Here is a 12,901-nt window from a genome sequence, read left to right on the forward strand (position 1 = left end):
CGGCCGATCAGGTACAGTCGTCCGCGCTGAGGGCGATTAGCTCAGCGGGAGAGCGCTTCGTTCACACCGAAGAGGTCACTGGTTCGATCCCAGTATCGCCCACGCAGGTAGAGAGGCCCGGATCACATCGATGATCCGGGCCTCTGCTCATTCCGGAGTGACCGACCGGACCACGGTGGATCCTCCCGCGACTGTCGTAGCGGGCTGGCCACCAGGTCGGCGACGGGCGCCGACCTGATGCCGTCGAGGGCGGGAAACGAAACCACGTCACAGTTCGCGCGGCCTCTGGGTCAGCGGGGTCCGAGCCCCAGCAGGGTCCGAGCCCCGGCCGGGGCGACGCCCGGCGGAGGTCGGCGCGGCGGCCGGGCTTATCCCGCAGCCGCCTCCTCGCCGGCGACGTTTCCCCGCATGAGCCACGTCGGGCCTTCGGCGTAACCGCTGACCTCGCCGAAGAAAGCACCGAAGTACGGGCCTTCGGCGTGCGTGTTGAATGCCTTGGCGTCCGTGTAAACCTCGTCCAGGTAGAAGAGGTCCGGGTTCTTCTCGTCCGCGATGACCTCCAACCGGCGAGAGCCGGGTTCGTTCGCGAGAGAGTCACGTGCGACCTTCCTGGCCGCCCGGACGAAGTCGTCGCGATGGTCTGGCTGGACGGTGAACGAAACGAGCAATTGGTACATCGCGCTGTCTACCCCCGGACCACCGGCGCTAACGCGGCGAGACGCGGGTGGCCGCCGAGGTCGGAGAAGTCGTCGTACCCCCGATCCGGGCGACGCCGAGCCTTGGCGCTCCAGCAGCCGGGTCAGCGGTTGCTCCGGTGCGGTGCGCGGCGGTACGTAATCCGAGGTCATGTTCAGCTCGTCGCGGTGCACCGTCGCGGTCACCGTTCCACCTCCATCGCGGCGTGGGCGGTCCGGACGCTGATCCGCGGAGTGGTGACCAGCAGCCAGAGCGCGTGCCGGAAGTCGGCGGCCAGCCGGGCGACACCGGCCTCGTCGAACATCCGGGGGTTGTACATCACCCGGACCACGAACGAGGTGTACGGCTCCATCACCCAGAGGAAGTCCACCGGCATCACCGGCTGCTCCTGGATCACCCCGGGCGGCAGCCTCATCCGCTGGTAGCCGACGGTCGCGCCGTCGTTGGCGACATCCGGGATCGGCTGGCAGAGCTGGATCGGCGTCGGCACCACGGTGGGGTTGTCGAAGGCAGCGGCGGCGATGTTCGGCAGCGCCTCCAGCACCCGGACCAGGGGTACGTCGTTGGCCCGCGCGGCGGTCCGGGCCCGGTGCACCCGGGCCAGCACCGTCGCGAGGGTCTGCCTGCCGGGTACGGCCAGCCGCAGCACGTGGCCGTCGACGAAGAAACCGGCGGTGTCCCACTGTTGCCGGCTGCGGCCCGCCCCGAGGACCGGGATCGCGATCTCGGAGCCGCCGGTCCGCGCGGTGAGGCTGAGCGCGTACGCCGTCAGCAGCATCGTGAAGAGGGACGTCCGGGCGGTACTGGCGGCCAGGCGTACCTCCCGCACGGTCTCGTCGGGCAGTTCGAAGGTGTGCAGCACGCGTACCCCGCCGGTGCCGTCGACCGGGCGGGGGCGGTCCGCCGGGATACCCATCGCGGGCAGGTCGCCGAGGGTCCGTTCCCAGTACGACAGGGCCGTACGGATCTGCTTCTCCCGTCCGGCCGTGCCCTCGGCGAGCGCGCACTCGGCGTACTGCGGCACCGGGCTGTGGTCCGGGGGCTCGCCCCGCAGTCGGCGCCGGTACCCGGCCGGCACGTTTCGGCCGGTCATACCGGACTCGCCTGCAACACCATCGGCTCTCCGTCGTCGAAACCCCGCTGCTCCGGGACCCGCTGCGTCGAGGTCCGCGTCGAACGTCCCCGGTCCGGAATCCGCGCGGGACCTGCCGGTCGCGGAATCAGGGTCGGCGGAATCAGGCCCTCGGCCCGGGCCTGGTAGTCCAGCGAGGCGACGAAGGCCCGTTCGACAAGCGCGGCGGTCGGTGCCGGTGGCCCGCCCGGCATCGTCCCGAGGTCGCTCGGAAACCGGCCGCCGTCGTCGAAGAGGCTGGCCAGGGCCATCAGGTTGGCGAACCGGCGGCGGTGCCGCGCCGGTAGCGGGTCGACGAAGACCGGCCGGATGACGCGTTCCACCATGGCCGGCGGCGCGAACCGGGGCACCGTCACCGGCAGGCCGAGCACGCCGCATCTGGCCAGGACCAGGTCCACCAGCCGTTGCACGGTGGGCGCGGCGTCACCTGCGGTGATCCAGTACTCGCCGGCCCGCTGCTGCCCGTCGGCCCGCTGGTTGTCGCGTTGCCGCCGTCCGTCGCGCTGCTGCCCGCCGGCCTCCTGGTCGTCGCGCTGCCGTCCGTCGTGCTGCTGCCCGTCGGGCTGCTGGTCGTCGGTCTGCTGGTCGTCGGGCTGCTGGTCGTGGGTCGGCACTGCGGGCGGGGCCAGGGCGAGGGCCGCCAGCGCCTCCGCCACCAGGTCCCGGGGCAGCACGTCGACGGGTGCGCCGGGGATGAAGGGCAGCACCGGCAGCAGGTTGCGCATGATCGCCGAGGTGGTGCTGTGCAGGCCCTGGAACCGGCTCGTCTCACCACCGGCCGAGTCGCCGATCACCACCGAGATCCGGGCGATCGCGGCCGGCAGGCCGCTGCGGCGTACGGCCTCCTCGGCGGCGAGCTTGCTGGCCAGATAGCGCCGGGGGTCGACGGTGTTGCCCAGGTCGCCGTTGCGGGCCGGCCGGGCCAGGTCGTGCCGGGCCACGAAGGCGGTCGAGGCGAACACCAGCCGCGCCCCGGCGTCGGCCGCGAACCGGACGATCTGCTCGGTGCCCCGGATGTTCTGGGCGCGCATCGTGTCGTCGTCGGCGCTGAAGTCGGTAGATCCGGCGCAGTGCAGCACCACGTCGGTGCCGCCGGCCAGCTCGGCGTACCGGGCCCGGCTGAGGCCGAGCCACGGCCGGGTGACGTCCCCGCGTACCGTCCGGCCGGGTACCGCAGCGCGGTAGGTCAGCGCGGTCACCCGGTGGCTGGCCAGCCGACGGAGTACCGCCGCACCGACCACCCCGGACGCGCCGGTGAGCAGAATCGAGGTCATCCGGTACCTCCCGATGGGCGTCGGATCGTGCCACCGCGTCGACCGGCATCCGGTGCCGTACTGCGGTGGAACGGCCGGTGAGCGCCTACGAGCTGCCGCCCCGACCGCGCCCCGTCCGCATCACCCAGCAAAGGACGATGTGGTCGCAGCCGCCAGGTCTGGCCCTGTTCGAACCTGTTCGGATCAGTTCCGAACAGCCCGGCCAGCCCGGATCCGGGCGCCGACGACCCGGCACCAACGGCGCGCCGGCCAGAACCTTCGACGTACCGTCCGGGTTGCTGGCCAGCTCGTCCCACAGCCAGGGCGACTGCTCGCGGTTCGGCCCGGGGGAGGACGCCGGAGGGTCAGCCGGACGCGGCGCCGGACGTTCCGCCGGACGGGGCGGACCAGGCCTCCGGCGGTGCCGGGTCGACCAGGAACAGCTGACCGGCGTGCCCGGGATCGCAGGGCAGACGCGACCGCACAGAGGCCGGGACGGTCGTACCCGGGCACTACGATCCCCGGTCGTGACCGCCGTCCGACACACCACGATCGCCAGCCCGATCGACATGCGTGAGCTTCTTCCACAGGTCGTGCCCTTCGCCCGCACGGCGACCCGGCTGCACCCCCGCAAGGGGACGCCCGGTGTCGGGCAGAGTTCGATGGGCGGCACGCTGCTGTGGCCAGCCGACGAGCCCTGGCCGGGCTGCGGGGGCGAACACCCCGAGGACCATCTCGACGCCGGGCCGGACGATCCGGCCCGAGGCCCTTGGTGCCGGTGCTGCAACTCTTCGCCGCCGACGTCCCTGACCTGCCGTTTCCCGCCAGTACGGACCTGTTGCAGGTGCTCTGGTGCCCGTTCGACCACGAGCCGTGGATATCGCCCCGGCCGTACCTGCGCTGGCGGCGTAGCGCCGACGTCGGCGCCCGGCTCGCGACGATGCCCGTACCCCACGAGGAGGTCGATCCGGAGCGGGTTCCGGATTCCTGCACGCTCGACCCGGAACGGGTGGTGGAGTACCCGAGCCACGACCTGCCCCGCGAGGTGTGGAATCAGATCGACGACACCGTACGCCGGCTGGCGGAGCAGACGGGCTGGCGGTACGAGCAGCATCTGTCGGAGGTGCCCGGGACCAAGGTCGGCGGCTATCCCGGCTGGACCCAGGCGCCGGACTGGCCGGTGTGCGATTGCGGCACCGGGATGGAACACCTGCTCACCGTCGCGAGCTGGGAGTTCGACCGGGGCGACGACCGGCGGTGGATCCCCGTCGAGGACCTGCCCACGATGGCGGGCTGGGAGTTCGACGACGACGACCACCCGTGGCGGGCGATCCAGAACCCGGCCGGCATCATGCTTGGAGACGTCGGCGGCATCTACCTCTTCGTCTGTCCGTCCTGTCCGGAGCGTCCGTTCGACTACCGGTTCGACTGTTCCTGACGCAGGCCCGACCGCACTGGGCGACGGGCGTACCCGCACGCCGGGCGGGAGGCGTCGCCGCACGCCGAGGTGATGCGCGTCGCCACACGCTATGCGACCGGTTGCGGCACGCTGTGCGACGGACGTTGCGGTACGCGTTGTGGCCCGGCCGGCCGAGCGGCCATACTGGCAGCCTTCCGAGGAGGCACGGCCACACCGGTGGCCTTTCGTGGGCGTCCGGGGCCAGCGTCCGGCTGTCGCGATCGCGGAAGCTCGGTGACGAGCAACAGGAGGTAGCACCATCGGCGCCCGCAGGGTTCTCTTCGTCGGCGGCAGCGGGATCATCAGCTCCGCCTGTTCCCGGCTCGCCGTCGCGCACGGCATCGAGCTGACGGTCCTCAACCGGGGCACCACCACCCGGCGACCACTGCCGGCCGGGGTCACCGTGCTGCGGGCCGACATCCGCGACCCTGACTCGGTCCGGGCCGCGCTCGGCCGCCGGGAGTTCGACGCGGTGGTCGACTGGATCGCCTTCACCCCGGCACACCTGCGTACCAGCATGGAACTGTTCCGGGACCGCACCGGCCAGTACGTCTTCGTCAGCTCGGCGTCGGCCTACCAGACCCCGCCGGCCCGGCTGCCGATCGTGGAATCGACGCCGTTGCGCAACCCGTACTGGCGGTACTCCCGGGACAAGATCGCGTGTGAGGACCTGCTCGTCCGGGCCTACCGCGACGAGGCGTTCCCGGCCACCATCGTGCGCCCGTCGCACACCTACGACCGGACCCTGGTGCCGTTCGACGGCGGCTGGACCGTGCTCGACCGGATGCGCCGGGGCCGGGAGGTGGTGGTGCACGGCGACGGTACGTCACTGTGGACACTCACCCACCACACCGACTTCGCCCGGGGGCTGGTGCCGCTGCTCGGGCATCCCGCCGCGATCGGGGACGTCTTCCACATCACCTCCGACGAGGTGCTCACCTGGAACCAGATCGCCGACACGCTGGCCGCGGCGGCCGGGGTGACGGCCCGGATCGTGCACGTACCGTCGGCCGCGATCGCGGCGGCGGACCCCGAGTGGGGTGCCGCGCTGCTCGGCGACAAGGCGCACTCGATGGTCTTCGACAACAGCAAGGTGCGCCGGCTGGTGCCGGACTTCGTGGCGACCGTGCCGTTCGCCCAGGGCGCCCGGGAGATCGTCGACTGGTACGACGCCGACCCGACCCGGCAGCGGGTCGACGCCCGGATGGACGCGCTGCACGACCGGCTGGTCGAGGCGTACCGGATCCGGGATCTCGTTCCGGCCGGCTCGGAGGACTAACCAGCCGAAGACGCGGTGGCCAGCCGGATCCGGACCAGCAGGTCGTGCAGGGCCGGCTCCGCCGTCGGCCGCTCGGGTAGCCGGGACGCCTGCTGCGCCTCGTCCAGCACGGTGTGCAGGGCGGCCAGGTCGGCGTGCAGACGGTCCGCGCCGGGCGCGTCGGGGACCCCGGCGAGCAGGTCGTGCTCGCCGGCCGCCTTCGCCCCGATCAGCGTGCCGAGGTAGCCCGGCGCCTCGGCCAGCTTGGCCAGCAGGGTCGGCAGGTGGGCCTCCAGTCGACCGGTCCGCATCAGGTGGATGCCGGTGAGCAGGGTCCGGAACGTGTAGAGCAGCGGCTTCAGCTCACCGCTGCGCTCGTAGAGCCGGTGCTGGGTGTGCGCGAAGCCCCGGTAGTGGTGGGCGTGGTGCCGGGTGAGGCAGGCGGGTGCCAGCGCGACCAGTTCGGCGTGCGCGTCCCCGGTGACCACCACCAGCGGGGAGAGGAGCTGCTCCAGCACGTACCCGTTGCGCCGCAGCAGCAGGTGGCCGAACTTCGCCGCGTCGTGGGTGACCAGGTCGATCTCGACCCCGTCCCGGGTCCAGCTCCGGTCCACCGTGGCCGGCCCGTGCCGCAGCCCGACCACCTCGGCGGCCGGCAGCAGGTGTGCGCCGCGCAGGTCGACGTCGGAGTCCCGGGACGGGAAGCCGTACAGGTGGGCCCCGGAGACGGTGGCGAAGAGCAGCGGGTACGGCTGGTCGGCCAGCACGCCGGACAGGCTGGCCGGATCGAGCCGGGTCAGATCGGGGCCCGGCCCGCCCCGACCGGTGTCACCGACCGTCCGGGCGCCGTCCCCGCGCATCATCCGAGTGCTGTCCGTATCCGTCGTCCAAGTGCCGTCCGCGTGCGTCATCAGGGTCCCGTCCGAAGCCGTCGTCCGAGTGTTCTCCGCGTGCGTCATCCGAGTGCCTCCCGGGCGCTGCGGGCCCGTACCGAGTAGAGCCAGGCGTCCACTCTGGCCGTTTCGGGTACGGCCGGCAGCGGGGTGTGCGACACGGCGTCGTCGAGGTCGGCGTGCAGGGCCAGCCGCCAGCGTTCCACCTCCGGCCAGGGCACCTCGCCCCGGCGTACGGCCAACAGCCGGTCGCGGTGCGGCCCGACGTCCAGCTCCAGCCGGCCCTCCCGGAGCAGGTCACGGGCGGCGATGAGCAGCCGGAGCAGGTGCATGACGTGCTTCCACCGGGGCTCGCCGTGCTGCCGCAGGTCCGCCTCCAGCTTCTTGAACTGACTAAGCACGTAGCCCGAGTAGGTCTGGTAGGCGAGTTGGGACAGGAACGCGGGCCGCAGTTTGAGAAGCTCCTCGCCGACCGGGGTGACGGTGAGCACGGTCCGCGAGTGCAGCACCTCCAGCAGGTTCGGGTTGGCCTTCAGGGCCAGTTCGCAGAAGCGCTCGACCTCCCAGGAGAACCGCTCCGGCTCCGGCCCGTCGAGGTGGCTCGGCGGCTTGACCAGTGACCAGAAGGCGGCGGTGGGCGCGGCGTAGACGCCCCGGACGTCGGTGTCGGAGTCCTCGGTCGCCAACCCGAAGGCGCGGGACCCGACCACCGCGGCGTAGACGGTGTGCCGGCCGACCAGCTCCGGCGCGTCGACCGCCGCCGTCCCCGCCTCGACCGCCAGATCCCACTGGTACGCCTTGCGCAGCGCGAGCTGCCCACGCGGGCTGTGCAGCCGGCGCCCGTCGGTGAGCTGGACCAGGTAGCCGTCCACTGCCGCGTCGTAACCGAGCACCCGGCCGGTGGCACCGCGCTGCACCCGGGCACCCGTCAGGTCGGCGGCGGTCTGCCGGAGAACCACCTGGGTACCGTCGGGCAACCGGGGCGCCGTTGATCGCCTCGACATGGCGCACATCGTGCCGTACCCGACCTCCCGGCCGCATCCGGTATCGCAGCACGGTATCCGAGGTGTCGGGCCGGTCCCGAGGTGTGGGGTCGTACTTGAGGTGTCACCTCTTACCCGAGGTATCGCGTCGTATCCGAGGTTCCCGAAGCCCCGGGATCACGGCGGTCCCGGCGGCACCTCCGGGCACCAGGTGTGTCGGCGGTGCCAGGTGTGTCGGCGGTGCCGGACCCCGCCCGGCCGCCCCCGGCGGCAACTCCTGTCGTACCCGGTCGCGACAATCGGGTGATGTTCCTCGCCACGCGGCACGGCCGGGCCGGACGGTGCCGCCCCCCGGTCCGCGCAGTAGGTACGCTCGCTACCGGCGCCGGGCCCCGCCCCGGCGTCCAGCGCGCCGACCGGCGGCGCACGACCGGCAAGCCTGGGAGTTCACCTCGTTGACTGCACAGCCTGAAATCCTGTACGGGGCCGACGACCTCACCCACCTCGAGGGTCTGGACGCGGTCCGGAAGCGACCCGGCATGTACATCGGGTCGACCGACGGCCGTGGCGTGGGTCACCTGCTCAACGAGATCGTGGACAACTCCACCGACGAGGGTGTCGCCGGTCACGCGACCCGGGTCGAGGTCACCCTGCACGCCGACGGGTCGGTGCAGGTCGACGACGACGGCCGGGGGATTCCGACCGACGTGCACGCCAAGTCCGGCCTCTCCGGCGTGGAGTTGGTGCTGACCCGGCTGCACGCCGGTGGCAAGTTCGGCAACTCCGGCTACAAGACCTCCGGCGGCCTGCACGGGGTCGGTGCCTCGGCGGTCAACGCGCTCGCCCGGCGGTTCGACGTCACGGTGCGCCGAGAAGGCAAGATCCACCAGATGTCGTTCCAGCACGGCGTACCGGGAATCTTCGACGGGGCCGGCGCCGGCGCGTCCTTCGCCGCGCACCCGGGGCTGCGGCTGCTCGGCAAGATGAAGCGGGGCGAGTCGGCCGGCACCTCGATCCGCTACTGGCACGACGCCCGCTACTTCGAGAGCGGCGCCGTCCTCGACGTCGAGACGGTCCGCACCAAGCTGCGGCACACCGCGTTCCTGGTGCCCGGCGTGACCTACGTGCTGCGCGACGCCACCGGCGGGGCGATCAGCGCCGAGACCTTCCACTTCCCGAACGGCCTGGCCGACATGGTCGACTACCTGGCGCCGGCCGCCGACAAGCCGGTCTCCGGCACGCTGCTGGTCACCGGCGAGGGCACCTACCGGGAGAACGCGGCCGACGCCAACGGCGTGATGCGGAGCAACGTCGAGCGCCGTGCCGAGGTCGAGGTGGCGTTCCGCTGGGGCACCGGCTACGACCGCACCGTGGAGTGCTTCACCAACACCATCCGGAACGTGCACGGCGGCACCCACCGCCGGGGCTTCGAGCGGGGCGCCACCCGGGCCCTGGTCGACGCGATCCGTAACGCCCGCGGCCTGCTCAAGCCGAAGGAGGACGCCCCGGTCCTGGACGACATCCTCGAGGGCCTCACCGCCGTCGTGCACGTCCGGATCCCGGAGCCGCAGTTCACCTCGCAGACCAAGGACGAGCTTTCCACCGCCCCGGTGACCAAGGTGGTGCAGACCGTCGTCGAGCAGCACATCAAGGCCTGGCTGGAGGATCGCAAGACCAAGGCCGAGGCGCGTACGGTGCTCCAGAAGATCGTCGACGCGGCCCGGGTCCGGCTGACCCAGAAGCAGCAGAAGGACGCCGCCCGGCGCAAGACCGCGCTGGAGGGCGCGGCGATGCCGCCGAAGCTGGTCGACTGCCGCTCCACCGGGGTCGAACGCAGCGAACTGTTCATCGTCGAGGGGGACAGCGCGCTCGGCACCGCCCGGCTGGCCCGCTCCTCGGAATACCAGGCGCTGCTGCCGATCCGGGGCAAGATCCTCAACGTGCAGAAGGCCAGCCTCCAGCAGGTGCTGGACAACGCCGAGTGCTCGGCGATCGTCCAGGTGCTGGGGGCCGGCTCGGGGCGTACCTTCGACCTCGCCTCGCTGCGGTACGGCCGCATCCTGATCATGGCGGACGCGGACGTCGACGGCTCGCACATCCGTACCCTGTTGATCACGCTCTTCGCGAAGTACATGCGGCCGGTGATCGAGGCCGGCCGGCTCTACGCCGCCGTGCCGCCGCTGCACAAGATCAGCACCAGGGGCAAGAACCCGGAGACCTTCTACACCTACACCCAGGCGGAGATGGTCGGCACGGTCAGCCGGCTGGAGAAGGCCAGGAAGCAGGTCGTCACCCCGATTCCCCGGTTCAAGGGGCTCGGTGAGATGGACGCCGACGAACTCTGGGACACCACGATGAACCCGGCCAGCCGGATGGTCCGGCGGATCACCATGGACGACGCCGAGGCGGCCGAGCAGGTCCTGGAACTGCTGATGGGCGAGAAGGTCGAGCCCCGGAAGAACTGGCTGATCGACTCGGCGAACCGGGTCGACCAGGAGGCGATCGACGCCTGATCCGTCGGGCGGGCGGACACGCGGTTACGACAGCGGCCGGGAGAACACCGGTCGGGCGAGGGAAGAGAGCACTTCACGTCATGGCACGCCGTACGGGTAAGGGACCGAAGGTCGACCTGTCCGCCTTCGACCAGGCGGGGGCCCGGGTCCTGGACAACCCACTGGCCACCGAGGTCGAGGACTCCTACCTGGAGTACGCCTTCTCGGTGATCCACTCCCGCGCGCTGCCGGACGCGCGGGACGGCCTCAAGCCGGTGCACCGACGCATCCTCTACTCGATGAGCGAGCAGGGGCACCGGCCCGACCGGGCGCACGTGAAGTCGGCCCGGGTCATTGGCGATGTGATGGGCAAGTTTCATCCGCACGGCGACACCGCGATCTACGACGCGATGGTGCGGCTGGCCCAGGACTTCTCGCTGAACACCCCACTCATCGACGGGCATGGAAACTTCGGGTCCCCGGACGACGGACCGGCAGCGGCGAGGTACACCGAAGCCCGGATGTCCCGGGAGGCGATGCTGCTGGTTGGCGAGCTGGGCGAGGGGACCGTCGACTTCAAGCCCAACTACGACGGCTCGCTGACCGAGCCCTCGGTGCTGCCGGCCGCCTTCCCGAACCTGCTGGTCAACGGCACCTCCGGGATCGCGGTCGGAATGGCCACCAACATGATCCCGCACAACCTCGGCGAGGTCGTCGCGGCGGCCCGGTGGCTGATCGACCACCCGGACGCCGAGCTGGACAAACTGATGGAGTTCGTGCCCGGCCCGGACCTGCCGACCGGCGGGATGCTGCTCGGCCTCGACGAGGTGCGCAAGGCGTACGAGACGGGCCGGGGCGTGGTGCGGATGCGGGCCCGGGTGGAGACCGGTCCGCTGGAGGGCAGCCGGGGCCGGCAGGCGATCACCGTGGTCGAGCTGCCGTACGGGGTCGGCGCCGAGAAGATCATCGAGGCGATCACCGACGAGGTACGCGGCAAGCTGATCACCTCCGGCCCGCGCAAGGGGCAGCGGCAGGCGGCCCGGCTCCAGGGCATCGCCGACGTCAAGGACCTGACCGACCGGGAGAACGGCACCCGGCTGGTGATCGAGTGCAAGGTCGGGGTGAACCCGCAGGCGCTGCTGGCCGACCTCTACCGGCTCACCCCGCTGGAGCAGTCGTTCGGGGTCAACAACCTCGTCCTGCTGGACGGCCAGCCGCAGACCCTCGGGCTCAAGCGCCTGCTGGAGGTCTTCCTGGCCCACCGCTACGAGGTGGTGACCCGGCGTACGACGTTCCGCCGTCAGAAGCGCGCCGACCGGCTGCACCTGGTCGACGGTCTGCTGATGGCGCTGCTCGACATCGACGAGGTGGTCCGGCTGATCCGGGCCAGCGAGAACGCCCAGGCCGCCAAGGACGGGCTGATGAGCCAGTTCGGGCTCTCCGACATCCAGGCCACCTACATCCTGGACACCCCGCTGCGCCGGCTCACCAAGTTCGACCGGATCGAGCTGGAGGTGGAGCGGGAGCGGCTGCGCGACGAGATCGCGGCGCTGACCGAGATCCTGGACGACGACCGGGTGCTCCGCAAGGTCGTCTCCGAGGAGCTGAAGGTGGTGGTCGACGAGTTCGCCGCACCCCGGCGTACCACGCTGATCGACGGGGACCTCAAGGAGGTGCTGGCCGCCTCGGCGCCGGCCGGGCCGCTGGAGGTCGCCGACGACCCGTGTCAGGTGATCCTCTCCGCCACCGGGCTGGTCGCCCGGACCGCCGCCGAGTCCGAGGAGGCCGCCGAGGGGCGGCGCCGCAACGGCCGGACCAAGCACGACGCGGTACGTGCCGTCGTACACACCACAGCGCGCGGGCAGGTGCTGCTGGTGACCAGCGCCGGGCGGGCGTTCAAGACCGACGTACTGCCGCTGCCGGTGCTGCCGGAGCAGGCCGGCACGGTCTCGCTCTCCGGCGGCATGTCCACCGCCGAACTGGTACCGCTGGAGCAGGGCGAGACGGTGGTCGGGCTGGCGCCGCTCGGTGAGCGTGGCGCCGGTTCGCCGGGCCTGGCGCTCGGTACCCGGCAGGGTGTGGTCAAGGTCTGCGCGCCGGACTGGCCGGTCCGGTCGGACGAGTTCGAGGTGATCGGGCTGCGCGACGGCGACGAGGTGGTCGGGGCGACCTGGCTCACCGACGGCGCGGAGACGCTCACCTTCGTCGCCTCGGACGCCTCGCTGCTGCGCTTCCCGGCCACCCTGGTCCGCCCGCAGGGCCCCAAGGGCGGCGGCATGGCCGGGATCAATCTCGGCGCCGACGCCGAGGTGGTCTTCTTCGGCGCGGTCCGCACCGAGGAGGACGAGCACGGCGAGCCGATGGTGGTCACGTCCAGCGGCAGCGGAGTCAAGGTGACCCCGTTCGCGCTCTATCCGGCGAAGGGTCGGGCCACCGGCGGGGTACGCGCACAGCGTTTCCTCAAGGGCGAGTCCAGGCTGGTCGTCGCCTGGGTCGGGCCCCGGCCGGTCGGGATCAGCAAGCGCGGCGAGCCGATGGCGCTGCCCGAGCCGGACCAGCGCCGGGACGGTTCCGGGGCGGCGATGTTCGGCCCGGACAAGGTCGGCCACCTGATCGAACGCGGCTGAGCCGGACGGCTGGCGGCGGCACGAACGAACCGGGTCGCCGTCTGGACTGCGAGTGTCGGCGGTTGTGCGTGGTGACGCCCAGCTCCACCCGTGGTCAGCGCACAGGGT

General features: G+C 71.8%; 9 protein-coding genes and 1 tRNA gene. 5 read left to right on the forward strand and 5 right to left on the reverse strand.

Annotated features, from left to right (window positions below; all coding sequences use genetic code 11):
• Window positions 1-30: 30 nt before the first annotated feature.
• A tRNA-Val gene (locus Pen02_RS32540) sits at window positions 31-102 on the forward strand.
• A 266-nt stretch (window positions 103-368) separates the two neighbouring features.
• On the opposite strand, the gene Pen02_RS32545 is transcribed toward Pen02_RS32540, so the two are convergent.
• Genes Pen02_RS32545 through Pen02_RS32555 form a run of 3 tightly spaced genes read right to left on the reverse strand, consistent with a single transcriptional unit; the run spans window position 369 to window position 3,102 of the window.
• On the reverse strand, window positions 369-881 hold the full coding sequence (locus Pen02_RS32545) for a putative quinol monooxygenase (RefSeq protein WP_203869982.1): 513 nt from the start codon (window positions 879-881) through the stop codon (window positions 369-371).
• Window positions 878-1,789, reverse strand: coding sequence for a condensation domain-containing protein (locus tag Pen02_RS32550; RefSeq protein WP_203869983.1), 912 nt, complete (start codon window positions 1,787-1,789; stop codon window positions 878-880). Before Pen02_RS32550 ends, Pen02_RS32545 begins: the two co-directional genes overlap by 4 nt.
• The gene (locus Pen02_RS32555) at window positions 1,786-3,102 is read right to left on the reverse strand and encodes an SDR family oxidoreductase (RefSeq protein WP_203869984.1); all 1,317 of its coding nucleotides are present in this window, start codon (window positions 3,100-3,102) and stop codon (window positions 1,786-1,788) included. Before Pen02_RS32555 ends, Pen02_RS32550 begins: the two co-directional genes overlap by 4 nt.
• Before the next feature lie 751 nt (window positions 3,103-3,853).
• Here Pen02_RS32555 and Pen02_RS32560 point away from each other — a divergent pair.
• A complete protein-coding gene (locus Pen02_RS32560; RefSeq protein ID WP_203869985.1) occupies window positions 3,854-4,519 on the forward strand; it encodes a hypothetical protein in 666 nt (221 codons plus the stop codon).
• A 280-nt stretch (window positions 4,520-4,799) separates the two neighbouring features.
• Entirely contained in the window at window positions 4,800-5,819 is a 1,020-nt protein-coding gene (locus Pen02_RS32565) for an SDR family oxidoreductase (RefSeq protein ID WP_203870128.1), read from the forward strand.
• Here Pen02_RS32565 and Pen02_RS32570 read toward each other — a convergent pair.
• Together Pen02_RS32570 and Pen02_RS32575 are read right to left on the reverse strand one after the other, a co-directional pair.
• On the reverse strand, window positions 5,816-6,658 hold the full coding sequence (locus Pen02_RS32570; RefSeq protein WP_203870129.1) for a nucleotidyltransferase domain-containing protein: 843 nt from the start codon (window positions 6,656-6,658) through the stop codon (window positions 5,816-5,818). The genes Pen02_RS32565 and Pen02_RS32570 overlap by 4 nt on opposite strands.
• A 95-nt stretch (window positions 6,659-6,753) precedes the next feature.
• Window positions 6,754-7,695, reverse strand: coding sequence for a nucleotidyltransferase domain-containing protein (locus Pen02_RS32575; RefSeq protein ID WP_203869986.1), 942 nt, complete (start codon window positions 7,693-7,695; stop codon window positions 6,754-6,756).
• Between the two features lie 434 nt (window positions 7,696-8,129).
• Here Pen02_RS32575 and Pen02_RS32580 point away from each other — a divergent pair, with 434 nt between their 5' ends.
• Entirely contained in the window at window positions 8,130-10,187 is a 2,058-nt protein-coding gene (locus tag Pen02_RS32580) for a DNA gyrase/topoisomerase IV subunit B (RefSeq protein WP_203869987.1), read from the forward strand.
• An 80-nt stretch (window positions 10,188-10,267) separates the two neighbouring features.
• Window positions 10,268-12,793 (forward strand): DNA gyrase/topoisomerase IV subunit A, encoded by a 2,526-nt coding sequence (locus tag Pen02_RS32585; protein ID WP_203869988.1) that lies wholly within the window; start codon window positions 10,268-10,270, stop codon window positions 12,791-12,793.
• Window positions 12,794-12,901: the final 108 nt, after the last annotated feature.

It is taken from the genome of Plantactinospora endophytica, assembly GCF_016862915.1.
In the GTDB taxonomy this organism is placed as follows: domain Bacteria; phylum Actinomycetota; class Actinomycetes; order Mycobacteriales; family Micromonosporaceae; genus Plantactinospora; species Plantactinospora endophytica.

Coding starts and splice junctions, on each gene's coding strand:
- Pen02_RS32550 (WP_203869983.1), bottom strand. CDS start 1,789: ATGACCGGCCGAAACGTGCCGGCCGGGTACCGGCGCCGACTGCGGGGC.
- Pen02_RS32555 (WP_203869984.1), bottom strand. CDS start 3,102: ATGACCTCGATTCTGCTCACCGGCGCGTCCGGGGTGGTCGGTGCGGCG.
- Pen02_RS32570 (WP_203870129.1), bottom strand. CDS start 6,658: ATGCGCGGGGACGGCGCCCGGACGGTCGGTGACACCGGTCGGGGCGGG.
- Pen02_RS32575 (WP_203869986.1), bottom strand. CDS start 7,695: ATGTCGAGGCGATCAACGGCGCCCCGGTTGCCCGACGGTACCCAGGTG.
- Pen02_RS32585 (WP_203869988.1), top strand. CDS start 10,268: ATGGCACGCCGTACGGGTAAGGGACCGAAGGTCGACCTGTCCGCCTTC.